Below are 24,067 nucleotides of genomic sequence, written 5' to 3'. Positions count from 1 at the left end.
AGAAACCTCTTGTGGAGTCACCGCACAGTCAACGGCATGGACGACGCGAACGGCGCTGGCAGTACGGCGGACGGCGAGTCGCTCCCCGAGGTCGTCGAGTTGACCAGGGAATTAGTCTCGGTGCCGGTCGCGGACGCGGAGTCGGTCGCGGGCGACCGCGTCGAGGCCTGGCTACGTGAGCACGCACCCGGAACGGTGCTGCGAGACGAGCACGGGAACGTGTTCGCGTGCCGGACGCCCGGTGACGCACCGCATCTCGACGACCTGGTCGACGCGGGCGACGTGACGGCTGGTGACCGGGAGACGCTCGCGTTCGTCGGCCACCACGACGTCGTCGACCCCGCGGACGCGCAGGTCGACGACGACGGGACGATGACGTGCGAGGTCGTGGACGGCGACCGTCGAGTTCGCGGTCGCGGGACGGCGGACATGAAGGGCGCGGTCGCGGCGGCGATGCTCGCGTTCCGCGACGCCGACCTCACGGGCGAGGACGCACCCGACCGCGACCTGGTGTTCGCGTCGTTCGTCGGCGAGGAGGTCGGCGGCGAGGGCTGTCGTGCGGCCATCGCGGACGGGTTCGCGCCGACGTGGTCGGTCGTCGGCGAGGGGTCGACGGGGTACTCCGCGCCGGGCGTGACGGACGTCGCGGTCGCGCACAAGGGCCGGCGGGCAGTGACCGTCGAGGCGACGGGTGCGGCGGCGCACGCGAGCGAGCCGGACGCGGGCGAGAACGCCATCTATCGGGCGACGGACGCGGTCGACGTCCTCCGGGACCTCGCGTGGCCGACCGTCGACGTCGCCGGTGAGACGCTCTCGGGGAGCGTCGTCGTCACGGAGATAGCGGGCGGGAGCGCGTGGAACGTCGTCCCCGATAGTTGCGAGGTGACGGTCGACGAACGCACGGTGCCGGGCGAGCGCGCCGACGTCGGGCGCGTCGAGGCCGTCGACGGCGTCTCCGTGCGCGTCGACCAGGACCTCCCGCCGATGCGGTGTGGCGACGACGCGTTCGCGGACGCCGTGCTCGCGGCCGCCGACGCCGTCCAGGACGACTCCCCCGAGCACGTCTCGAAGCCGCACGCGACCGACGCCGGCTGGCTCGACGACCGCGCCGGCACGGAGTGCGTGGTCTGTGGCGTCGCCGAACCCGGCGAAGCGCACACCGACGGCGAGAGCGCGAGCGTCGCTGTCCTCGAGCGCTGCCGGCGCATCTACGAGCGCGTCGCCGGAACGCGGTTCGCCTAGCGCGACGGTCGCGTCGCCGCGTCCTCGCCGGCCTGTCCCGCGTCCCCGTCCGCGCGGCCGTCCGGGTCGTCGACGATGGCAGGGACGACGTGGAGCGCGGCGGCGACGGCGAGCATCGCGAGACTCATCGCGAGCAGGAACGGCTGTCTCCCGTGGACGCCCAACCAGAGCAGTGCCGCGAGGAAGTAGCCGTGCGTCAGGAACACCGCGAACGACGGGAGCGCCGCTGGCTGGCGGAGCGACGCACCCGAGCGCACGACCGCGACCGCCGCCGCGACCATGCACGCGCCGAGAACGACCGCCTTCCGCACCGTCGATTCGACCGTCACGACGTCCCACGCGAGCATCGCCGCGTAGATGAGCGCGGACGCGGCGACGAGCGTCACCGCTGCCGCGACGGTGCGCGTCCGGACCGCGTCCACGCCCTCGGTCCAATCGGCGTCGCCGGCGCGAGCGAGCGCGACGTCGTACACCGCGACGAACAGGAACCCGACCGCGAACCACCCGAAGAAGTTCCCGAGCGGCACGCCGAAGTACTCGCCGGCGGGCGTCCACGTCCAGAAGCCGACGGGCTGGAAGCGGATGGCGACAGCGTCCAGCGCCAGGTCGACGTGGAGCACGAACAGCGCGACGAACGCCGCACGAGCCGGCGGCGATATCTCCCAGCGTCTCGCGGTCTCGTAGCCCGCGTACAGGACGACGCTCCACCCGAGCCCGATGGCGACTGGGATGCCGAGGACGTCGACGAACCGCGCGGCGGGGTACGTGTAGTCCTCGAACCCGACGACGACGAGTTTCTCCAGGACGAGCCCGTAGACGACCGACGTGGCGAAGAACGGGAGGTCGTTGGTCCGGTACGCGTGCACGCCACAGAGGCTGGCGGTGACGAGCGCGAGCACCTCGAAGCTCGCGTACGGCGAGAGCATACCGGCAACCACGACGGAGTGGTTCATAAGTCACCGGGTCGGCGGCCCCAGTGGCGTCGCCACCGCCGCGACTGGGATGGTCGCTCCGGAAACCATGGTTTCTTGACCTGACGACGGCAACTATTGCCCGATGGCTACAGACGCTTCTGCGGCGACGGAGACGCCGGCGGCGTACGACGAGTTCCGCTCGACGGTCGAACGATACAAGAACCTCGGGTACGCGCAAGGCGTGCTGTCCTGGGACCAGGAGGTCATGATGCCGGAGGCAGGGACGCCCGCTCGCTCCCGGCAGACCGCGGCGCTGTCGGCGGTGAGCCACGAGATACTGACGAGCGACGAGCTCGGCGAGCAGCTCGACGCTCTCGAGGACGTCGACCTGACCGCCGAACAGCAGGCGGTCGTCCGCGAGGTATCGCGGGAACGAGAGCGCGCGACGAGCGTCCCGACCGAGCTCGTCGAGGAGATATCCCAGAAGACGAGCGAAGCGCATCCGACGTGGAAGGAGGCCAAGGAAGCGGACGACTTCTCCACGTTCGCGCCCGCGCTCGAAGAGCTCGTCGAGCTGAAGCGCGAGTACGCCGAGCACATCGCGCCCGACCAGGACCCCTACGAGACGCTGTTCGAGGAGTACGAGCCCTACCTGGGCCTCGACACCGCAGAGCGCGTCCTGGAGCGCCTCAAGGAGGAGCTCCCGCCGCTCATCGAGCAGGTCCGAGAAAGCGACGCCGACCTCGCACTCGATTCGTTCGACGGGACCTTCGACGCCGACGACCAGATGGAGTGGGTGCGCGCGGTGCTCGACGAACTCGGGTACGACTGGGAGCGCGGTCGACTCGACGAGGCACCGCATCCGTTCTCGTCGGGCACGCAGTACGACGCGCGCGTCACCACGCGCTTCGACGAGGAGGACCCGCTCGGCGCGACGTACTCGACCGTCCACGAGTTCGGGCACGCGACGTACACGCTCGGCCTCCCCGACGAGCACTACGGGACGCCGCTCGGCGAGGCGCGTGACCTGACCGTCCACGAGTCCCAGAGTCGCCTCTGGGAGAACCACGTCGGGCGCTCGAAGGCGTTCTGGCAGTACTTCCTCCCCGAACTCAAGGCGCACTTCGACGGCCTGGAGGACGTCACGGTCGAGGACGCCTACGAGGCGGCGAACCAGGTGTACGAGGACAACCTCATCCGCGTCGAGGCGGACGAGCTCACGTACCACATGCACATCGTGGTGCGGTTCGAGATCGAGCGCGACCTCATCAGCGGCGACCTCGACGTCGCGGACGTCCCGGAGGCGTGGAACGACAAGTACGAGCAGTACCTCGGCATCCGCCCCGACACCGACGCCGAAGGGTGCCTGCAGGACATCCACTGGAGTCACGGCAGCTTCGGGTACTTTTCCACGTACTCCCTGGGGAGCGTCCTCGCCAGCCAGCTGTACGCCGCCGCCGAGGACGACGTCGACGACCTGGACGCGAAGCTCCGCGAGGGCGAGTTCGACCCGCTCATGGACTGGCTGAACGAGCACGTCCACGGGCACGGGAAGCGCTACGAGACCGACGACCTCGTCCGCGAGGCGACCGGCGAACCGTACACCGCGGACTACTTCCTCGACTACGTCACCGAGAAGTACGGCGCCCTCTACGACCTCGACTGACGACGCCGCCCGCGCCAGCGGCCTTGTAGGCGCTCACGATTCGTCGCTTCGAAGAAAAAACCGCGAGCGGCGCGCCGGGAACCGCAATCGGGAGTCGACTGCCGTTATTCGAGGTCGAAGCGGTCGTTCGTCATGACCTTGTGCCAGGCGTCGACGAAGTCCTGGACGAGCTTCTCCTCGCCGTCGTCGGCCGCGTAGACCTCTGCGACCGTGCGGAGCCGCGAGTTCGACCCGAAGACGAGGTCGAAGCGCGTCGCCTCGTACTCGAGGTCGCCGGTCTCGCGGTCGTAGCCCTCGAAGACCTCCTTCGCGTCCGAGGTCGGCTCCCACTCGAGGTCCATCCCGAGCAGGGTCTCGAAGAAGTCGTTCGTGAGCGCGCCCGGGTCGTCCGTGAACACGCCGCGGTCGGTGTCGTCGTAGGTCGCGCCGAGCGCGCGCAGGCCGCCGACGAGCACCGTCATCTCGGGCGCGGTGAGGTTCAGGAGCTCCGCCTTGTCCACGAGGACTTCCTCGTGGCGTCGGTCGAGGTCCTCGCCGAGGTAGTTCCGGAACCCGTCGGCCTTCGGTTCCAGCGCCTCGAAGGACTCGACGTCGGTCTGCTCCTGGGAGGCGTCGGTGCGACCCGGTTCGAACGGCACCTCGACGTCGTAGCCGGCGTCAGCGGCCGCCTGCTCGATGGCCGCGTTCCCGCCGAGCACGACGAGGTCGGCGAGCGACACGCGCACGCCGTCCGACCGCGATTCGTTGAACGCCGTCTGGATGCCTTCGAGGGTCTCGAGGGCGCGGTCGAGCGCCGCGGGCTCGTTGACGTCCCAGCTCCGCTGGGGTTCAAGTCGAACGCGAGCGCCGTTCGCGCCACCGCGCTTGTCGCTGTCGCGGTACGTGGACGCCGCCGCCCACGCCGTCTTCACGAGCTCGGTCCGCGTGAGGTCCGACTCGAGGAGGTCCGTCTTCAGTTCCGCGACCGCCTCGTCGTCGACGAGCTCGTAGTCGCGGTCCGGGAGCGGGTCCTGCCAGAGCATCTCCTCGTCCGGAACTTCCGGCCCGAGGAATCGCTCCGGCGGCCCCATGTCGCGGTGCGTGAGTTTGTACCACGCCTTCGCGAACGCCATCCCGAACGCCATCGGGTTGTCCTGGAACTCCTCGAGGATCTCGCGGTAGTCGGGGTCGCGCTTCAGCGCGATGTCCGTCGTCAGCATCATCGGCGACTCCGATTCGTCGCCGTGCGCGGGCTCCGCGGAGTCGCGGAGCTCCTCGTCCACCGGGAGCCACTGCCAGGCGCCGCCCGGGCCCTTCTGGGCCGCCCACTCGTGGTCGAGGAGGTTGTCGATGTACCCGAGGTCCCAGTCGATCGGCGACTGCGTCCACGGCCCCTCGATACCGCTCGTGATGGTGTCCTTGCCCTTCCCGGATTCGTAGTCGCTCTCCCAGCCGAGACCCTGCTGCTCGATGGGTGCGGCCTCGGGCTCCGGCCCGACGTGCTCGTCGGGGTCGGCCGCGCCGTGGACCTTCCCGAACGTGTGCCCGCCAGCGATGAGCGCCGCCGTCTCCTCGTCGTTCATCGCCATCCGACTGAACGACTCGCGGATGTTCTTCGCGGACAGTTCCGGGTCCGGGTTCCCGTCGGGGCCCTCGGGGTTCACGTAGATGAGGCCCATCACGGTCGCACCCAGGTCGCCCGTGATCTGGCCGGGTTCGGGGACGCGCTCGGACGCCTCCATCTCCGTCTCCGGCCCCCAGTCGACGGACTCGTCCGGCGCGAACGCGTCCTCGCGACCGCCAGCGAACCCGAACGTCTTCGCGCCCATCGACTCGATGGCGACGTTCCCCGCGAGGATCATGAGGTCCGCCCACGACAGACTCCGGCCGTACTTCTTCTTCACGGGCCAGAGCAGGCGTCGGGCCTTGTCGAGGTTCGCGTTGTCCGGCCACGAGTTCAGCGGCGGCAGTCGCTGCATGCCCTCGGCCGCGCCACCGCGACCGTCGCTCGTCCGGTATGTCCCGGCGCTATGCCACGCCATCCGGATGAACAGCGGCCCGTAATGACCGTAGTCCGCCGGCCACCAGTCCTGCGAGGTCGTCATGACGTCCTCGATGTCGTCCTTGACGGCGTCGAGGTCGAGCGACTGGAAGGCCTCGGCGTAGTCGAAGTCCTCGCCCATCGGGTCGACGTCGCGCGCGTTCTGGTCGAGGATGTCGACTTCCAACTGCTCGGGCCACCAATCGCGGTTTCTGAATCTCATCGTCTCGACGTTACCGCTTTACCGTATTAACAGTGTTCAACGCGGGCAGGAATCTTCGCGGCAACCGAATCGAGCGCGCGGATTCGGGAACTTTTGTTCCGGAAGCAGGTGTGCGTGGTCGAACCGACGACGTGGATGCGGCGGCGGTCCCGTCGCAACCGCGGGCGGATAAATCCGAGTTCGCGCGTTCGCGAGTTCACGTAGGCTTATCCGAGCGGAGTGCGCAGGGGCGTGACATGACGGAGAACGTCCTCATCTACGGGTCTTACGGGTATACTGGTGCGTTGATCGCGAAGCAGGCGGCGGCGTCGGCGGACCTCGACCCCGTGGTGGCGGGGCGGAACGGGGAGAAGGTCCGCGAGCAGGCCGCGGCGTTGGCGTTGGAGAGCGAGACCTTCAGCGTCGACGACGACGTGGCGAGCGTCGTCGAGGACTTCGACGTGGTATTGAACTGCGCAGGGCCGTTCTCGGCGACGGCGGACCCGATGGTGGACGCGTGCATCGAGACGGAGACGCACTATCTGGACATCACGGGCGAGTGGCAGGTGTTCGACGCGCTCGCGAAGCGAAGCGACGAAGCCGAGGATGCGGGCATCATGCTTCTCCCCGGGACGGGGTTCGACGTGGTGCCGTCGGACTGTCTCGCCGCACACCTCGACGACCGTCTGCCGGACGCGGAGTCGCTCACGCTCGCACTCGGCGGGATGGGGGGGCTCTCGCGCGGGACGGCGATGACGATGGTGGAGAACTTCGGCGACGACGGCGTCGTCCGCGAGAACGGCGAGTTGAAGCGCGTCCCGCAGGCGTTCGACGACCGCGAGTTCGAGTTCTCGCACGGCACCCGGAGCGGGATGACCATCCCGTGGGGGGACGTGGTGACGGCGTACCACTCGACGGGCATCGGGAACGTCCGCGTGTACTCGGAGACGCACCCGGACACCATCGAGCGCATCCGCCAGTTCCGGAAGCTCGCGCCCGTCATCCAGTCCGGGCCCGCGCAGTCGCTCCTGAAGTGGCTCGTCGACCGCCGCATCGACGGCCCGGACGACGAGGCGCTCCGAGAGGGCAGCGGCGAGATCTACGGGGAAGCCGAAAACGCAGACGGCGACACCGTCGTGTCGCGCCTCGAGACCCCGAACGGGTACGCGCTCACTCGCGACACCGCACTGCTGTGCACGCGGAAGGTCCTCGACGGCGACGCCCCCGTCGGCTACCAGACGCCCTCGTCCGCGTACGGGAAGGACCTCGTCCTCGAAGTGGACGGCGTCGAACGAATCGACGTGAACTGACTCGTCCAGCATACGGCGGCCCCCAGGCCGCCGTTTCCGGTATCAGTGGTTCGTCATACGATTTCATCATTCAGCATCGCTCGTGGAACGCAGGTCCAGTATAACGCTTACATGTCTCGCATTTGGATAATCAAAGGAAACAGATGACAGACTCAGCGAACGATTCAGACCCCAAAGCCATCAACGTCGGCCTCCTCTACGTGACTGGCTTCTTCCTCATCTGTACACTTTCCTTGTTCATCTATCACGTCACCACCACGTCCGTGTCAGCGCTCTCCAGTATCTCCCTTCTCTCTAGCTCGAACTGTTCACCCAGCACCGTCTACGCTGGACTCTCCTGTTGGTCGCGCTCAGCGCTCGTGATCGCTGCCGTGACGATCGGACTCCCACTCTTCGCTCTCTGGCATCGCCTCTTCTACGGCCCCATCTATACACTCCTCCAGACCTACGGCATCTTCCCCTGACAGACTCGAATTAACTGGGTCAGTTTCAGGCAGGATTCCGGATACCGAAATCGTGCGACTATCCACTGTTCCTGACTCAGCGAGCAGACGGCGGCCCCCAGGCCGCCGTTTCCGTTCCTGACTCAGCGAGTATACGGCGACCGCCGGGTCGGCGTTTCTTCGCGGTGTCGGGAGCCTGCGTGAACCAGTTGGCGTGTGGTGTATTGTCGTGGGTTCGGTGTGGTGAAGTGGGTGGGTGGTGTGGGGTGTGGGTATGGCGTTGCATCTCTTGCAGTACTCTGACGTTGAGAACGCGTTCGACGACCCGGTGCGGGTGGGGCGGTTGGCTGGTGGGTTGGTGTCGCGTCGGGCGGCGTTGTCGGACGACGGCGAGCCGGTGCTGGTGGTCGGGACGGGAGATTCGTTCGGGCCGGGGTTGTTGGCGTTGTCGACGAAGGGGGAGCACGCGCTGTCGTTCTTCGAGGCGGTGGCGCCGGTGGCGGAGACGCTCGGGAATCACGACTTCGACCACGGGCCGGCGCGCGCTCGCGAGCTGGTGGCGGCGGCGCCCCAGGAGTACGTGGTCGCGAACGCGTTCGACGGGGAGGGGTCGGACGCGCAGCGGTTCGCGGCCGCGGAGACGGTGCCGTGGACGACCGTGGAGGCGGGCGAGTGGACGGTCGGTGTCGTCGGTGTTGCGAGTCCGATGACGGGGACGATGGCGCCCGCAGCGTCTGGACTCGACTTCCGCGAGCCGCTGGCGGCGGCTCGTGCGGGGTTGGCGGCGGTCCGCGAGCGTGGCGTGGACGCGACGGTGGTGCTCGCGCACGTCGGCGAGCCGCTCGGCGCGGAGCTGGCGGCGGAACTGGACGTCGACGCCGTGCTCGACGGGCACACGCACGAGCCGTGCGTGGACGTCGTGGACGGAACCGCGTACGCGCGACCCGGGAACGCCGCTGGGCACTTCGTGCACGCGACCGTCCCGATAGGCGAGGCGGCTGCTGGGCAAGGAAGCGACGTGCCGGAGCCGGAGTTGGTCGCGACCGCGGACCAGCCGGTGCACGAGTCGCTCCGGGAGACGGTCGCGGACGCGTACGCCGACGCGGGCCTGGACGAGGTGGTCGCGACCGTCGACGACCCCATCGATTGCTCGAAACCGGCGACCGACCGGGCGGAGAGCCGCGTCGGGAACCTCGTCACGGACGCGTACCGGTGGGCGGCGGACGCGGACGTCGCCGTGATGACGCCCGGCGGCATCCGGACGCGGGACGCGCTCGCGGGCGAGGTCACGGTCGGCGACCTCGTCGGGCTCGTGCCGTTCGAGGGCGACCTCGTGACGTGCGAGGTCGACGGCGCGACGCTACGGGCGGTGCTCGAGCGGACGACGCTCCACGACGCGTTCGAGGAGCATCGGAAGTTCGGGCACGTCTCTGGTGCGCGCGTCGTCTGGGACGACGTCGAGCGCGAGTTCCGCGCGATACGCGTCGACGGCGAGCCCCTGGAGGACGCGGCGTCGTATCGCGTCGCGGCGACCGAGTACTTCGTCGTCACCGACCACCTCTACCCGGAGCTCGCCCGCGAGCAGGTCGTCGCCGAGCACGGCGTCCAGTACGACGCCATCGTCGCGTACGCTCGCGAGGTCGGCGTCGACCCGTCGCTCGACGGACGGGTCGAACGGCCGACGATGGGCGACGCGGCGCACGTCCCCGTGGAGTAGCGAGCGGCTTAGGGTCGTCCCGGCCCGAACGTGCGGTATGTGGGAACGAACGGCGTGGCGGCGGTGGCGCCGATGGCGGGGATTGCCGCGGTGGCGGCCCGCGCTCGCGGTCGCGCTCGTCGTCGCGGGCGCGTGGCTGGCGGTGGCGTTCGTTCCGCACGCGGTCGGTGGGTTCGGCGACGACCCGGTGGTGACGGACCCGGGGCCGCCGCCGTCCGTGGAGGCATTCCAGGAGGAGCCACGCAAGCGGTACCGGAACCGGGTCGCGAACCGCGTGGTGGCGTTCGCGCCGGTGGTGATTCCCGCCGTCGGGGCGTTCGCGGCGTTCGCGGCTGTCGGTCGGCGAGAGCGGTCGTCGTGGGTGGTGGCTCCCAGTGTGGCGGTCGGTGCGTTCGTCGGTTGCGTCGTCGGGTACGGTGCGTTCGTCGCCGTCGTCGCGCAGGCGTACGCCGCGATTCCGGGCGGGTATCTCGTGGCGTCGTATCCGCCGACGGTATCGGTCGCTGGCGTCCTCGCGAACGCGCTCGGCGTCGGGGTGGCGACGGCTGTCGGGGCGTTCATCGCGGGGGTCGCCGCGACGTCCGACCGCTGGTAGTGCGACGCGAGCGACGGCACGGAGAAAGCTTTTGCCGGGGGCACCGTAGCACTCGGACATGAGCGGACGCGACGACGAGGACCTGTTCGACGTCGACGACCTCCGAGCCGCCAGCGGCCGTGCCGCGCGCGGCCTCCGCGCCCAGCCCGTGGTCGTCGGTGTGGCGCTCGCGGTCGTGGCGGTCGCCGTGGCGCTCGCGCTCGTCCCGCACGCGCTCGGAACGGTCGGTGCGGACGCCGTCGACACCGGCAGTGGGCCGACGCCGGACCCCGAGTCGGCGGACGGAGCCCAACAGCGATACCAGAACTACCTGACGAACCTCACGTTCCTGTTCGCGCCGACGCTCCTGCCGGTGGTCGCCGTGGGCGTCGCGTTCGCGGGCGCGGTCCGCGCTCGCGGCACCCGACTGACCCGGGTCGGGTCGGTCGTCGTCGGGTCGGCGGTCGGTATCCTGGTGGGGTACGTCGCGTTCGTCGGCGTCGGGCACCTCGCGTACAGCGAGGCGGCGGAGGGCTACATCGTCGAGCAGTTCCCCGTGACGCTCCGGTTCGGTGCCATCGCGACGAACGCCCTCGCGCTCGCCGCGGTCACCGCGGTGGGGAGCGCGCTCGCGGGCGTCGCCGGGACGCTCGTCGAACCGGACCCCAGCGGCGGGGTCGCCGGGGACGACGGAATCGACGTCGCCGAGGACGCCGACGTCGCATCCGGTGGCGAGGACGACGGCGACGACGACGACGCGACCGGGGCCAGTCGCGACGACGACGGGAGCCGGGGGCGCGAGCGTCCCGAGCGCGTCCACGCCGACGACGCGACCGCGGACGGGAGCGGGCCGGCGAGCGACTACCGCGACACCGGATCGCAGCGCACCAGCGGGTCGCACACGCCGACGTACGACCCCGACGGACGGAACTGGGACGGGACCGGCGACGACGGCGACTGACCGACGGAGACCGGCGTGCGACGACGGCTATCGAGGGACGCGGAACGCTTTTACCGGTAGCTGTCGCGTTCACTGACATGTCCACAGGGCCGGACGACGAGACGCTGGTCGGCCGCCACGACCTCGTCGGCGACCCACCCGCGGTCGCCACCGCGACGGTTGCCGCCGGCGTCGCAGTCTTCCTCGTACCATTCACGTACGCCGTCGCGTACGCGCCGCCGGTCGAGAGCCCCGGAATCCTCGGTTCGACCGTGCCGAACAGCGACCCCTGGGCGCGCACCCGCTTCTTCATGCACGCGTTCGCCCACGACGGCGTCGAACTGGCAGCACTCTTCCTGCCGGCGTTCGCGCTGGTCGCCGCCGCCCGCGTCCGCGGCAGCGACGGTCGCCGCGAGGCCTTCGCGCTCGCGCTCGCCGCAGGCGGCGCCGTCGCGGTCGGGTACGCGCTCGTCAGCACGGCCGGCATCTCGGCGCTCCCGTCCCTGGACTCCGACGTCATCGCGCTCGGCGGACTTCAGAGCAACCTGCCCGCCGTGGCGACGAACGCGCTCGTGCTCGCGGTCGTCGCCGCCGCCGGCACCGGTCTCGCCCTGGTCGCCGTCGACGCGACGACCGGAGGTGCGTCCCGATGACGGACGACCCGCCGGGCCGATGGCTGGGTCGCGCCATCGAGACGGTCGACGACGTCGTCGCGTGGCGGCTCTCGGCCCGCCTGGTCGCGGCCCTCCTCGTCACGGCGCTCGTCGTCGCCGCACTCCCGCACACGCTCGGCGCGGTCGGCACCGACGCCGTCGGCACGGGCGACGAACCAGCCCAACAGGACGTCGAGGACCCGCGACAGCGCCATCAGAACGTGGTCGCGTCCGACGCCATCCACGTCGGTCCCTGGATGCTGTTGTTCGTCGCACTCGCCGCGAGCTTCGTCGCCGCGACCCGGTCGCGCGAGCCACGTCGGCGACTGGTCGCGTCCGCGTCGCTCGGCGTCGCCGTCGGCACCGTCGTCGGCTACGTCGCGCTCGTCGCCCTCGCGCACCTCGCGTACGCGCCGACGGCGAACGGCTACATCGTCCGGTCCGGCCCGGTCGTCTTCCGGACGTGGGCGACCGCGGGGAACGCGCTCGGCATCGCCGTCCCGGCGACGGTCGGAAGCGCGCTCGTCGCGGCCTCGGGGACCCTCGCCGGACCGACCACGGACGAGCGCGCGGGGACCGACGACCGCTCCGACGAGCACGACCCCGGAGCGGACGCGAGTGCGGCGGACGAGACCGAGGAGACCGACGGCGCGGACCCCTCGACGGACGCCGACCGCCCGGACACGGTCGCGATCGACGGAACCGGCCCGACCGGCGCGCCGGCGTACGACCCGAGCGAGCGCGACTGGGAGGGAACCGAGGACGAGCGCTGAGGGGTCGCGGAGCGGCCGCCGGAAGCCGAGCGAAAGCGACTCCGCGCCCGCAGTCGCGTTGACGCATCCGCCACGTTCAAGCGACCGCCCCGAGGAGAGTCGGACATGACACGCGAAGTCTGGCTGAAGGCCGACGACGAGGTCGGCGACTGGGACGCGCGACGGCGTCGCATCACCGCCGGCCTGGAAGCCGGCGTCGACTGGGTGGTCGTCGACGAAGCGGACGTCGAGCGCGTCCGCGAACTCGGCGAAGTGAACGTCGCGGCGTTCAGCGCCGCGGGCGACAGCACGCTCGTCGACGACGCGGAGGACAACGGCGTCGACCGCATCGAGGACGCGGAGGGAGACGACGACGAGGAGGGCACCGACGAGATCGGCGTCGAGCCAGCAGACGCGTACCTCGTCGGGAAAGGCGGTGAAGGGGACGGCACCGTGTCGCTCCCGCCGGACCTCTCCGGGTCCGCGGACCTGTCGACGGTGCGTCGCGGCGCGGCCGACGGCTCGTACGTCGAGATACGCGGGAAGGAGTACGAGGCGTTCGCCGAAGCCGCCGCCGACGCCGGCGAGTACACCATCGTCGTCGGCGAGGACTGGACGATCATTCCCCTCGAGAACCTCATCGCGCGCATCAGCGACGAGACCACGCTCATCGCAGGCGTCGAAACGGCCGAAGACGCCCGGACCGCGTTCGAGACGCTCGAACTCGGCGCGGACGCGGTCCTCCTGGATTCGGACGACCCGGACGTCATCCGCGAGACCGTCGAGGAGCGCGACGCGACCGAACGCGAGAGCCTCGACCTCTCGTGGGCGGAAGTGACGAGCATCGAGCAGACGGGGAGCGCGGACCGCGTGTGCGTCGACACCGCGTCGCTGATGGACGACGACGAGGGGATGCTCGTCGGGTCGATGAGCCGTGGGCTCGTGTTCGTGCACGCCGAGACCGCGGAGTCGCCGTACGTCGCGAGCCGACCGTTCCGCGTGAACGCCGGCGCGGTGCACGCGTACGTTCGGACGCCCGACGGCGGCACGAAGTACCTGAGTGAACTCGGCTCCGGCGACGAGGTCCAGCTCGTGGACGCGAACGGCGACACGCGCGAAGCGGTCGTCGGCCGCGCGAAGATCGAGCGCCGCCCGATGTTCCGCGTGGAACTCGAACGCGACGGCGACCGCTTCGAGACGCTCCTCCAGAACGCCGAGACCATCAAGGTCCATACGCGCGAGGGCCGGACCGCGGTCACGGACCTCGAACCCGGCGACGAACTGCTCGTCTACTACGAGGACACCGCGCGCCACTTCGGCGAGGCGGTCGACGAACGCATCATCGAGAAGTAGCGAGGCGCCACGCGCCTCGATTCAGCGAGGCGGCGCGGCCGCCGAGCAGGGCGCTCCTACGGAGCGCCGGAAACCGAGCCGGCGCTTGCGCCGGTGAGGAAACGTGGCGCCACGCGCCTCGATTCAGCGAGACGGCGAAGCCGTCGAGCCGGGCGTTCGTCGCCGCCGTCTCGGCGGTCGCCTGGCGGTCCGCTCAGTTGTCCGCTGGTTCCTCGAACTCGTACGTGCACCACTGACAGAAACCGTGCGTGGGTTCGACCTCGCGCCCGCAACGCGGGCACGTCGGGCCCTCGGTGGTCTGCGTTGGCCGCTGGAGTGCCTGCACGTACGCGTCCATCATCGCGCCGAACTGGACGACGGTGATGGCGATGGTCCCCCAGTCGGACATGTTCTGGCTGACGTCCTGGGCGTGCGCGAAGAGGCCGTCGAGCGGGACGTCGGCGGTGAGCGCGGACTCCGGGACGAACACCGCGACTGTAGTGATGAAGAGGCCGACGAAGAAGAGGGCGCGCACCCACCGGCGGATGAGGGCCTGACCGAGCCCCGGGAGGAGCAGCGAGCAGATGCCGACGACGACGGCGCGCACCCGAGTACCGAGCATGCGCCGGCGTTTTCCCGCCGGGGACTTTACCGTTCGGTTTCGCGGACACGGCCGGGTCCGGACGGTCGCCGCGGCCAGAGTCGCCGACAGCGCCGCGTCGCTCTCGTCTCACGGTGCGAGACGCCGCTCGCATCGACGTCCCGCGAACGCCGTGGCGGAGCCGTCAGGAGAGCGATTCGACGAGGTCCGCGAGCGTCGCGAGGTCGTACTGGCCGGGCGCCGTCGCGTCCGCGGCGTCGACGGGTGCGTACCCGATCTTCGAGCCGTAGACGGGAGCCACCGCACGGGTGTGTCGCCCGACCGCGCCCATCGCCATCGTCGCGACCGGCTCGTCGCGCGCCGCGAACTCCCTGGTGACCGCGAGCAGGTCGAGCGCGTCCTTCCGCGTCTCCGCGGTGACCGCGAGCTTCGCGACGTCCCCGTGCGCGAGACCCGACTCCAGGGCGTCCCGCATCGCGTCCCGCGACGGCGTCCGCTCGAAGTCGTGACTGGACGCGACCACCGCGACGTCGTTCGCCGCGGCCTCGGCGAGCACGGTCTCGACGCCCGGCGCGTCCGCGGCCAGGCTCGCCAGCTCGACGTCCACCGCCTCAACGGTGTCGACGCTCGCCGCCGCCGCGAGCGACTCCACTCGGTTCCGGGCCGCTTCCGCCTGCACGGCGTCCTGGTCGCTCGGCGGGACGGCAGGCCCCGCCGCGCCGCCCTCCCACGCCGCACGGTTCGTCGCGATGACGGGGAGGTCGCCGTCGTACTCGGCAAGCGCCGTCACCGACGGCGACACCGCCCCCGGCTCCGCCGCCGCGTCCACCGCATCCATCCGATACTCCACCGCGTCCGCGTACTCCCGCGCTACCGTCGTCGCCGCGTCCGCGAGGTCGTCTGTCGCGGCCGCCAGCACGAACGACTCGAAGTCCATGCCTCGCCTTCGCCGCCACCGGGGAAAAACGTGCGCGAAGCGACAGCGTTTGACTGCGCTCGCCCGACCCCAAACCATCATCACGCAGCGAGCGTCCGGAACCGTTACGGCGCCCGTCGGCGTCCTCGCGACGTGATGCAGTTCCGCCCCGAGACCGCCGCCGACCACGACGCGGTGGGCGCGCTCCACCGTGCCGCGTTCCCGACCGACGACGAAGCCCGACTCGTCGACGCACTCCGCGAGCGCGACGCGTTCGTCCCCGCGCTCTCCATCGTCGCGGCCCCCGGCGACGCGTCCGCCGAGAGCGCCACGCTCGACCGCATCCTCGGACACGTGCTCCTCACCGAGGTCGACGTCGCCGGGACCGACGACGCACTCACGCTCGCGCCCGTCGCCGTCCACCCGGCACGCCAGAACGACGGCATCGGGACCGCGCTCGTCGAACACGCGCTCGACCGCTGCCGCGACCTCGACTACGAGGTCGTCGTCCTCCACGGCGACCCCGCGTACTACTCGCGCTTCGGGTTCGAACCCGCGACGTCGTGGGGGCTCGAGAACCCGTTCGACCTCCCGGACGACGACTTCCAGGTGCTCGCACTCGTCGACGGCATCGAGGACGACGTCGCGGGAGCCGTCGGCTACGACGACGCGTTCGACGCGCTCTGAGAAGGAACCGGTCAGTCTCGCAGTCGACGAGGTCGACCGAAACACCTCGAAACGGCGTCCTGGCGGACGCCGTATGCTCGTGTGGGCAGTAATCACGGAAACGGCGTCCTGGCGGACGCCGTATGCTCGTGTGGGCAGTAATCACGGAAACGGCCGCCTGGCGGCGGCCGGATGCTCGTGCAGGCAGAACGACCGGAAACGGCGTCCGAGAGGACGCCGTATGCTGGTGCGGGCAGTGAATCCAGAAACGGCCGCCTGGCGGCGGCCGTATGCTTGGACAGTCAGTTACGCCAGTCCGAGCGTATCCTCGGCTTCGAGGAGTTCGTGGTAGCGGTTGCGGATCGTGACCTCGCTGATGTCCGCGACCTCGCTGACCGCGGCCTGCGTCGTCTTCTCGTTCGTGAGGAGACTCGCCGCGTAGACGGCGGCGGCGGCGAGCCCGACGGGGGACTTCCCGGAGTGAACGCCCTTCTCCTTCGCGGTCTTCAGGAGCGAGCGAGCGCGGTGCTCGGCCTCGTCGCTGAGTTCCAGGCCGCTCGCGAACCGCGGCACGTAGCTCTCGGGGTCCGCGGGCTTGACCTGCAGCCCGAGTTCGCGGACGACGTACCGGTACGTGCGAGCGACCTCGTTCTTCTCGACGCGCGAGACCTCGCTGATCTCGTCGAGACTGCGCGGGACGCCAGCCTGCCGCGCGGCGGCGTACACGGAGGAGGTCGCGACACCCTCGATGGAGCGACCGGGGAGGAGGTCCTCGTCGAGCGCGCGCCGGTAGATGACCGACGCCGTCTCGCGGACGTTGTCCGGGAGGCCAAGGGCGGAGGCCATCCGGTCGATCTCGCCGAGGGCCTGCTTGAGGTTGCGCTCCTTGCTGTCGCGGGTGCGGAAGCGCTCGTTCCACTTGCGGAGGCGCTGCATCTTCTCGCGCTGGCGGGAGTCCAGCGAGTTGCCGTAGGCGTCCTTGTCGCGCCAGTCGATGTTCGTCGACAGGCCCTTATCGTGCATCGTGTTCGTCGTCGGCGCGCCGACGCGGGACTTCTCGTTCTTCTCCTGGGCGTCGAACGCGCGCCACTCGGGGCCGCGGTCGACCTCGTCGGTGTCGACGACGAGCCCGCACATGTTACAGACGGTCTCCTGACCGTCCTGGACGACGTCACCGTTGCATTCGGGGCAGGTTACCTCGTCGCCCTCCTGTTTCTCGTCCTCTGTGCTCGCGACTCGCGTTCGGGTTCGTGTTCGTGCGTCGGTCATGGTTGGTGCGAAGGCGGGGGCTACCGGGGTGGAGCGGCCGAAGGTGAAAACCCGGGCGCCCGCAGTTCCGTAACACCTTGATGCCACACGCCAGTACAAAAGGGTTTCGGAATTTTGTTCCAGAACCGGAGTAATCACGAACGAGACCGGTGCGTGTGAACGAACAACAAAACAACTAAATACCACGACGTGGTCGCCAGTTCGTCCGTATACGAGCACCGGCGACCGGGAGCGACCCGCGCGAATCCCGCACCCAGCGTCGACCCGCACATGGGTCAGTAACGCCTATACGGGCGGCGGCCCCTCTCATCTCGTATGTTCGTCGGCGTCGGCTCCACGAATCCCGTGAAGCGTTCCGCGACAGAATCCGCCATCGGTGGGATGCCCGGCCTCAACGTCGAGGCCGTCGACGTCGACAGCGGCGTCCCCGAGCAACCACGCGGCCACGCCCAGACGCTCGAAGGCGCCGTCACGCGAGCACGTCGCGCCTACGAGGGCGGCGGGTTCGACCTCGGCGTCGGCATCGAAGGCGGCGTCGCCGACTTCGAGGGCACCGACGGCCTCTACCTCGTGATGTGGGCCGCGGTCACCGACGGCGACCGCGTCGAGACCGCGAGCGGGCCCGCACTCAGACTCCCCGACGACGTCGCCGCCCGCGTCGACGCCGGCGAGGAACTCGGGCCCGTCATGGACGACGTCTACGGCCGCGAGAGCGTCGCCACCCAGGAAGGCGCCGCCGGCGTCCTCACCGGGAACGCCGTCACGCGAACGACAGCGCTCGAGACCGCGGTCGCCGGCGCACTCGGCCCGTTCGTCACCGACGCGTACTGACCCACGCGAGCGGCCGCTCGCCCCCAACCGACCTCGACGCGCCGACGCGCTACTGGTTCACCATCTCCGATTCGGCCGTCTCCGGGGACTCCGCGCTCTCCGCGACCGCCTCCGTGAGCGAGACGTTCAGCACGAGCATCGACCCGAGCCCGCCGAGGACCGTGACCACGTTCTTCACGAAGTGGTCGACGACCGCCACCGCGAGCGCGACCTCGCCCGTGATCGGCGCGGGCGTCAACCCGACGACGAGGAGCGTGAACGCACCCTCGTAGAGCCCGACGCCACCAGGCGTGAGCGGGAGGACCTTCGCGAGGTTCCCGACGCTCACCGCGAAGAACGCGACGCCGAGGAGCGTCGGGAGCGCGAGCACGTCGAACGCGCCGAACGCACGCATCACGACGACCGCCGTCACGACGTCGAGCGACCAGATGACGACCGAGCTCGCCGCGATACTCGCGAACGCCCGCTCGTCGTTCGCGACGCGCTGGATGTCGCCGACGAACTGCTCGAGGACGCCCGCGACCATCGACACGTACGAGTCCGACGACACCCGCGAGAGCGCCGCCTCGATGCGGTTCCCGTCGCTGCGTGCGGACGCGAAGATGGCGAGGACGCTCCCGATGGCGAGCGCGCCGACGACCCCGGCGAGGTACACCGCCGTCCGGCCCGCCTGCCCCGCGTCCCCGGCGCCCGTCCCGCCGTCGCCGACGACGACCGAGAGCAGTTCCGTTGCGTTCCCGGTCGCGACGAGCGCGACGAGGACGCTCCCGGCGAGCATCGTGATGGTGAGGAGGTCGAACACGCGCTCCACGGCGAGCGACGCGAACCCCGACGGATACGGCACCTTCCGACGCGCCTTCACGACGTACGCGCGGACCGCGTCGCCGGCGCGAGCGGGGAACACGAGGTTCCCGGTCTGACTGATGAATATCGCGCCCGTCAGGAACCCGACGTCGCTATCGTACCCAATCTCCGCGAGGATGTCGCGGTACCGGATACCCCGTAGCGGCCAGGAGAGCACGTACACGACCGCGGAGGCGGCGACGAGCGTCGCGTTCGCGTTCGCCATCTTCGCGACGACCTCCGACGGGTCGAGGTACAGCGGCATCAGGAGGACGGCGACGAGCGTCAGGAGCGTGCCGGCGACGATACCGACGCGGCGGTTCACTCGCGGCGACACCGACAACTCCCACCACGTCCGCAGTATCTGGCTGCCCATCCCGAAGACGTCCCGGACGAGGTCGACCTTCGTGTCGCCCTTGGGCTCCCAGTCCACCGCGAACTCCTTGACGCGCAGCCCGCGGCGCTGCGCCTTCACGAGGACTTCGGTGTCCCAGAACCAGTGCTGGTCCTGAACCGCCGGCATGAGCTCCTGGAGCGCGTCCCGGTCGAACGCCTTGAACCCGCACTGGTGGTCGCGCACGTCCGAGCGCAGGAACAGTCGGGCGAGCCCGTTGAATACGCGACTCGGAACGCCGCGTTTCGCGGGTCTGTCTGCTTCGCGACCGCTCATCCAGCGCGAGCCGGTCGCGACGTCGTACCCCTCGGTTCGGATGGACTCGACGAGTTCCTCGAGGTGCCGCATGTCCGTGGCGAGGTCCGTGTCGAAGTACACGAGCGTGTCGCCGTCGGCGGCCTGGAAGGCGCGTTCGAGTGCGCCGCCGCGACCGAGTCGCTCGTCGGAGTGGAAGTGCCGGACGCGGTCGTCCGCGGCCGCCATCTCGTCCGCGATCTCGGGCGTGGCGTCGTCGCAGCCGTCTTCGGCGACGATGACCTCGAAGGCGTCGGCGGGGAGGAACTCGGCGAGCGTTGCGAGCGTCGTCTCCACCGTGTTCCGGATGGTGGATGCTTCGTTGTACGCGGGGAGGACGACGCTCACCTCGACCGACCTGCTGCTCATTGACTACGTCTCCATTCCCCGCCGGTAAGAAGGTTCTCCCAAGTCCTGCGACCTGCCAGCGAATGTCGAATTTCGTCGCGCTGTCACGCCGAGTGCGGTGGCCTGCGTTCACCGACGCCCGTCGACGGGACGCCGCGTCAGGGAGCGGCGAGCGACCGAGGGCACGCCTCGATGATCGACGTCCCGGTAGGGTCGACGAGCGACACCGCGGACGCGTCGGCGATCGCCTCGTCGTCGCGCTGGTACGGAGAGGGGCGTAAATCGAGCGTTACTCGCCGCCGGTCCCGACTCGCACCGACGCGAGCGGCGGGTGCCGTTAACCGGCTGTACCAACCCCGGGGGTCGAGACGCAGCGCCACGCCAGTTGCGCCCCAGGAATCGCAAGCAGGCGCCGGATTAACTCCCCGTACCAAACCCCCTAAGGGTGAACGGCGCTTCGATGGAGGTATGAGCACGAGTGCCGCGGCGACGACCGACCTCTCGGACAAGCAATGCCGGATCCTCGAGTACCTCCGCGAGAAGGCGGAGATGAAGACGTACTTCAAGTCCCGCCTCATCGGGCAGGACCTCGACATGACCGCGAAGGAGGTGGGAACGAACATGACCGCCATCGCCGGCGGTGACTTCGACGTGGACGTCGAGAAGTGGGGGTACTCCTCGTCGACGACGTGGAAGGTGACCGTCTGAGGCGGTCGGTCGTCCGTTCGGGTCGACGACCTCGACCCCTGTCGTCATCGACCTGTCATCCGCTGTGACCTCGTCGGGCCGTGACACCCCGACGGGGTCGTCCGGGCCGCTCGCGCCCGCTTGCGACTCGTTTTCGCCCCTTCATCGGGGTCTTCGCTGTCCTTCGCACTCTCGAGTTCGTATTTCAGCGCACCGAATCGTGCCAAACGTTGCCACGTACCGAACAGTTTATGATGAACGTTGATTATAGATTACTCGTTATGACCGCGACCCTCCGGGTGTACCACAGAGCGTACACGCCCATCTCCAAACCACTCGACGAGATCGTCGCCGCGGCACGCACGCTCGACACGACCGGGAACGTCGACGCCTGCACGTTCACCGAATGGCCAACCACCGTCGCCCTCGACAGCGACTGCGAACCAGTCACCCTCTACGAGACCCTCACCGACTGGGCAGAAACCGAACACGTCGACCCCACCACACCGTTCCGCATCCACACCCGAACCAACCCCGTCACGAACGCCGAACAGCACGTCCTCCACACCCCAGTCGTCTACCTCACGCTCGAACGCGACGGCGAACTCGTCGGCGCCGCCCCCTGCACGCTCGACGACGGCACCCACGTCACCGCCCGGGACTTCCTCGACGCCATCCAGGACGGCGACGACCCACTCGACGGCCGCAGCCTCGACGCCATCGCAGCCTGAATCGAACCACAGCAGTCGCTCACCCGTGTACGAATCACGACAGCCAGCGAGAACCCGCCTCAGCCGTCGAACGTCACCAGGTCCGCCGCGTCGCGCGCCAACTGGACCGCGCGCTCGTCGAAACTGTCCGCGTACCCGACGACGAGCATCAGCACCGTCTCCGGCGCCGCAACAGCGTACCCGTCCTCGCGCGACAACAACCCCGCCGCCTCCAACTCGCCCGCGTACTTGCTGACCGTCGGCCGCGACACCCCGAGCTCGGTCGCCAGGTCCGACGCCGACGCCGACGGGTCCGCGAGCAACGTCACGAGCATCCCGCGCGGCGTCTCCCGACGCAGATACCCGAGTGCCGTCATCTCGAACTCCGAGAACTGCCCACCGGGATACAGGCGTTTGTAATCACCATCCCGGTACACCGTCACTCGCCCCTCGTCGACGAGCTGGCGGACGTGATGCTGGGTCTCGCCCGTCCCCAACTGGAGGTCGTCCCGGACCTTCGAGAAGTGCGCGCCCGGCGTCGTCGACAGGTAGCCCGTGATGGCATCGCGAACGTCGCTCTCCGAGGCGTCCGCCGCCGAATCCGCGTCGGAGAACTTCGCGAGTGGACTGGCCGCCCCGAGCGCAGCGAACCGCTTGAGGGTCGCGCGCTTGCGCTCGTCGACGCCATCCTGATCAGTCATCTATCGGATGCACGTATCACGCCGAAGAATAAAACCGCTTCGCCTGGAGGAGCCGACGGTCGCGCCGACCGCGCCGTCAGTTCGACTTCGAGTCGTCCCCGCCCTCCATCTGCTCGTCGGCGGGATTGAACTCGTCCTCCATCTCCGCGATGACGTCGTCGGGGTCGGAGATCTGCGCGGTGTCCTCGCCCTCCTTGATGGCTTGCGCCTGCTCCTCCATCGCTTCGACGTCGGGCTCGCTCTCCTCCTCGATCTGCCCGAGGATCTCGTCGATGTCGTCGAGTCCGAGGATCTCGCGAGTCTCCTCGTCGAAGTCCTTCGTCTCCAGCTCGCCGTCGCCGGTCTTCACGTCGCTCCCGGTGAGGTGCTTGCCGTAGCGACCGAGCATGCTCGACAGCTCCTGCGGGAGGATGAACGTCGTCGACTCGCTCTGCCCGATGTTCTCCAGGCTCTCGAGGCCCTTGTCGATGATGGCGCGCTCGCCCATCGCCTCCGCGGACTTCGCGCGGAGTACGGTCGAGATCGCGTCACCCTGCGCCTCGAGGATCTGGCTCTGCTTCTCACCTTGCGCGCGGATGATGTTGGACTGCTTCTCACCCTGCGCTTCCTCGATCGCACTGCGCCGTTCACCCTGCGCTTCGAGAATCATCGCACGGCGACGACGCTCGGCGGACGTCTGCTGCTCCATCGCCTGCTGGACGTCCTTCGAGGGGTTGACCTCGCGGACCTCGACGGACTCGACGCGGACACCCCACTCGTCGGTGGGTTCGTCGAGCTCCTTCCGGATGCGCGCGTTGATCTCCTGTCGCTTGTTGAGCGTGTCGTCGAGCTCCATGTCGCCGATGACGGCGCGGAGCGTGGTCTGCGCGAGGTTCGAGACGGCGCGCTTGTAGTCGTCGACCTCGAGGAACGCCTTCTTCGCGTCCATGACCTTGATGTAGACGACGGCGTCCGCGGTCACGGGCGAGTTGTCGCGCGTGATGGCCTCCTGGCGCGGGACGTCGAGCGTCTCCGTCCGCATGTCGAACGTGTACGTCTTCGACACGAACGGCGTGACGAAGTTGACACCCGGGTCCAGGAGCTTCTGGTACTTCCCGAATCGGGTGTACGCTCGCTTCTCGTACGCGTTGACGATCTGGACGGAACTGGCGAGCGCGGCGATCGCGAGGACCAGTACGATGACGACGAGCAGCAGCACTATCGTGCCGCCGACACCCTGCAGTGGTATCAGTACCATAGTTCGACGTTAGATGGACGAGCAAAAAGCCTTCCTGTTTGTTCACTAACTAAACGAGGTTGATACTGGCTACGCGCGCTCCGTCTCTGTCTCCGTCTCGGACTCGTCGCGGTCGCGAGACGACTCCGACCGCGCACCCTCGCTCGACGACGACTCCGGTTCGTCGCTCGCCTCGTCACCCGCTTCCTCACGCGACGTCTCCTCCGATTCGTCGTTCGACCGAGCCGCTTCCTCGCGACCGCGAGCGAGCTCGCGGTCGATGCTGTCCTCCCGGACGACGTCCAGAGACTCCACCGTCAGGACGTTCCCACCGCCGGGATCCGTGACGATGACCTCGGTGCCCTCCTCGATGTCGCCGTGCTCCGAGCGCGCCCGATAGTTCGGGTCGAACCCACCACCCTCCGAGAGCCGCACTGCACCGCCACGCGCCGTGATCTTCTCCGTGACGATTGCCGTGACCCCCGACAGGTCGTCCGAGTCGGTCGTCTGCCCGCGGTCCGGGCCATTGTAGAGGTCCATCTCGCGGAACGCGAAGTACGCGAACACCCCGAACGCGACCGTCATCAAGCTCAGTGCGACGACGCTCGTGAACGCACCACCCAAGAGGATACCGACGAGTCCCGCGAGGAACAGCGCGACGCCGACGACGACGAACTGCGCACCCGGAATCACCGCCTCGGCGAGCATCAGTCCCGCACCCGCGAGTACCAACAAAAGCGGTAATCCCACTCCAAGCAGAGGGTCAGCCATACCCGGACGTTGGCAGGCACGCCGATTAAACCTTGTGCGCTCCCGTGGAACGCGC

General features: G+C 69.3%; 23 protein-coding genes. 14 read left to right on the top strand and 9 right to left on the bottom strand.

All coding sequences use genetic code 11. From position 1 onward, the window contains the following. Positions 1-36: 36 nt before the first annotated feature. Positions 37-1,242, top strand: coding sequence for a M20 family metallopeptidase (locus ACZ48X_RS17225; protein WP_336348530.1), 1,206 nt, complete (start codon positions 37-39; stop codon positions 1,240-1,242). Here the strand turns inward: ACZ48X_RS17225 and ACZ48X_RS17220 are convergent. Continuing rightward, the gene (locus ACZ48X_RS17220) at positions 1,239-2,168 is read right to left on the bottom strand and encodes a carotenoid biosynthesis protein (RefSeq protein ID WP_336348531.1); all 930 of its coding nucleotides are present in this window, start codon (positions 2,166-2,168) and stop codon (positions 1,239-1,241) included. The genes ACZ48X_RS17225 and ACZ48X_RS17220 overlap by 4 nt on opposite strands. A gap of 130 nt (positions 2,169-2,298) precedes the next feature. Here ACZ48X_RS17220 and ACZ48X_RS17215 point away from each other — a divergent pair, with 130 nt between their 5' ends. Next, on the top strand, positions 2,299-3,822 hold the full coding sequence (locus ACZ48X_RS17215) for a carboxypeptidase M32 (RefSeq protein WP_336348532.1): 1,524 nt from the start codon (positions 2,299-2,301) through the stop codon (positions 3,820-3,822). A 104-nt stretch (positions 3,823-3,926) separates the two neighbouring features. Here the strand turns inward: ACZ48X_RS17215 and katG are convergent, their stop codons facing one another. Further along, complete coding sequence (gene katG / locus ACZ48X_RS17210; protein ID WP_336348533.1) at positions 3,927-6,065, bottom strand: catalase/peroxidase HPI; 2,139 nt, start codon at positions 6,063-6,065, stop codon at positions 3,927-3,929. A 236-nt stretch (positions 6,066-6,301) separates the two neighbouring features. On the opposite strand from katG, the gene ACZ48X_RS17205 reads away from it, so the two are divergent. The 8 genes from ACZ48X_RS17205 to ACZ48X_RS17170 all read left to right on the top strand — a co-directional run bounded on the left by ACZ48X_RS17205 (position 6,302) and on the right by ACZ48X_RS17170 (position 13,786). Then, positions 6,302-7,354 (top strand): saccharopine dehydrogenase family protein, encoded by a 1,053-nt coding sequence (locus ACZ48X_RS17205; RefSeq protein ID WP_336348534.1) that lies wholly within the window; start codon positions 6,302-6,304, stop codon positions 7,352-7,354. Positions 7,355-7,497: 143 nt separating this feature from the next. Then, complete coding sequence (locus ACZ48X_RS17200; protein WP_336348535.1) at positions 7,498-7,818, top strand: hypothetical protein; 321 nt, start codon at positions 7,498-7,500, stop codon at positions 7,816-7,818. A 253-nt stretch (positions 7,819-8,071) separates the two neighbouring features. Further along, entirely contained in the window at positions 8,072-9,514 is a 1,443-nt protein-coding gene (locus ACZ48X_RS17195; protein WP_336348536.1) for a bifunctional metallophosphatase/5'-nucleotidase, read from the top strand. A 37-nt stretch (positions 9,515-9,551) separates the two neighbouring features. Continuing rightward, positions 9,552-10,109: a hypothetical protein gene (locus ACZ48X_RS17190; protein WP_336348537.1), complete on the top strand. Its 558-nt coding sequence runs from the start codon at positions 9,552-9,554 to the stop codon at positions 10,107-10,109. A 58-nt stretch (positions 10,110-10,167) separates the two neighbouring features. Further along, positions 10,168-11,049: a hypothetical protein gene (locus tag ACZ48X_RS17185; protein WP_336348538.1), complete on the top strand. Its 882-nt coding sequence runs from the start codon at positions 10,168-10,170 to the stop codon at positions 11,047-11,049. A gap of 77 nt (positions 11,050-11,126) precedes the next feature. Then, entirely contained in the window at positions 11,127-11,681 is a 555-nt protein-coding gene (locus tag ACZ48X_RS17180; protein WP_336348539.1) for a hypothetical protein, read from the top strand. Continuing rightward, a complete protein-coding gene (locus tag ACZ48X_RS17175) occupies positions 11,678-12,454 on the top strand; it encodes an MFS transporter (protein WP_336348540.1) in 777 nt (258 codons plus the stop codon). The genes ACZ48X_RS17180 and ACZ48X_RS17175 overlap by 4 nt, the downstream gene beginning before the upstream one ends. A 105-nt stretch (positions 12,455-12,559) precedes the next feature. Next, the gene (locus ACZ48X_RS17170; protein WP_336348541.1) at positions 12,560-13,786 is read left to right on the top strand and encodes a 3-dehydroquinate synthase II; all 1,227 of its coding nucleotides are present in this window, start codon (positions 12,560-12,562) and stop codon (positions 13,784-13,786) included. 193 nt (positions 13,787-13,979) lie between these two features. Here the strand turns inward: ACZ48X_RS17170 and ACZ48X_RS17165 are convergent, their stop codons facing one another. Then, positions 13,980-14,387, bottom strand: a complete 408-nt coding sequence (locus ACZ48X_RS17165) for a DUF7575 domain-containing protein (RefSeq protein WP_336348542.1) — start codon at positions 14,385-14,387, stop codon at positions 13,980-13,982. A gap of 163 nt (positions 14,388-14,550) precedes the next feature. Beyond that, entirely contained in the window at positions 14,551-15,303 is a 753-nt protein-coding gene (locus ACZ48X_RS17160) for a type I 3-dehydroquinate dehydratase (RefSeq protein ID WP_336348543.1), read from the bottom strand. A gap of 135 nt (positions 15,304-15,438) precedes the next feature. On the opposite strand from ACZ48X_RS17160, the gene ACZ48X_RS17155 reads away from it, so the two are divergent. Beyond that, entirely contained in the window at positions 15,439-15,969 is a 531-nt protein-coding gene (locus ACZ48X_RS17155; RefSeq protein ID WP_336348544.1) for a GNAT family N-acetyltransferase, read from the top strand. A gap of 285 nt (positions 15,970-16,254) precedes the next feature. On the opposite strand, the gene ACZ48X_RS17150 is transcribed toward ACZ48X_RS17155, so the two are convergent. After that, a complete protein-coding gene (locus tag ACZ48X_RS17150; protein WP_336348545.1) occupies positions 16,255-17,217 on the bottom strand; it encodes a transcription initiation factor IIB in 963 nt (320 codons plus the stop codon). Positions 17,218-17,532: 315 nt separating this feature from the next. Here ACZ48X_RS17150 and yjjX point away from each other — a divergent pair, with 315 nt between their 5' ends. Next, positions 17,533-18,048, top strand: a complete 516-nt coding sequence (gene yjjX / locus ACZ48X_RS17145) for an inosine/xanthosine triphosphatase (RefSeq protein WP_336348546.1) — start codon at positions 17,533-17,535, stop codon at positions 18,046-18,048. A 49-nt stretch (positions 18,049-18,097) separates the two neighbouring features. Here the strand turns inward: yjjX and ACZ48X_RS17140 are convergent, their stop codons facing one another. Then, a complete protein-coding gene (locus ACZ48X_RS17140; RefSeq protein WP_336348547.1) occupies positions 18,098-19,948 on the bottom strand; it encodes a flippase-like domain-containing protein in 1,851 nt (616 codons plus the stop codon). A 447-nt stretch (positions 19,949-20,395) separates the two neighbouring features. Here ACZ48X_RS17140 and ACZ48X_RS17135 point away from each other — a divergent pair, with 447 nt between their 5' ends. Further along, a complete protein-coding gene (locus ACZ48X_RS17135) occupies positions 20,396-20,635 on the top strand; it encodes a DUF7123 family protein (protein WP_227131592.1) in 240 nt (79 codons plus the stop codon). Between the two features lie 260 nt (positions 20,636-20,895). Continuing rightward, positions 20,896-21,345: an HTH domain-containing protein gene (locus tag ACZ48X_RS17130; RefSeq protein ID WP_336348548.1), complete on the top strand. Its 450-nt coding sequence runs from the start codon at positions 20,896-20,898 to the stop codon at positions 21,343-21,345. A 59-nt stretch (positions 21,346-21,404) separates the two neighbouring features. Here ACZ48X_RS17130 and ACZ48X_RS17125 read toward each other — a convergent pair whose 3' ends face one another. The 3 genes from ACZ48X_RS17125 to ACZ48X_RS17115 form a co-directional block, all read right to left on the bottom strand. Continuing rightward, on the bottom strand, positions 21,405-22,025 hold the full coding sequence (locus ACZ48X_RS17125; RefSeq protein WP_336348549.1) for a winged helix-turn-helix transcriptional regulator: 621 nt from the start codon (positions 22,023-22,025) through the stop codon (positions 21,405-21,407). A 76-nt stretch (positions 22,026-22,101) separates the two neighbouring features. Further along, positions 22,102-23,262, bottom strand: coding sequence for an SPFH domain-containing protein (locus ACZ48X_RS17120; RefSeq protein WP_336348550.1), 1,161 nt, complete (start codon positions 23,260-23,262; stop codon positions 22,102-22,104). 69 nt (positions 23,263-23,331) lie between these two features. Further along, positions 23,332-24,012, bottom strand: coding sequence for an NfeD family protein (locus ACZ48X_RS17115; RefSeq protein WP_336348551.1), 681 nt, complete (start codon positions 24,010-24,012; stop codon positions 23,332-23,334). Positions 24,013-24,067 lie beyond the last annotated feature (55 nt).

It is taken from the genome of Halorubellus litoreus (assembly GCF_055378595.1).
Note: the sequence above shows the minus strand (reverse complement) of the source record. Positions and strands in the feature narration are given on the sequence as shown.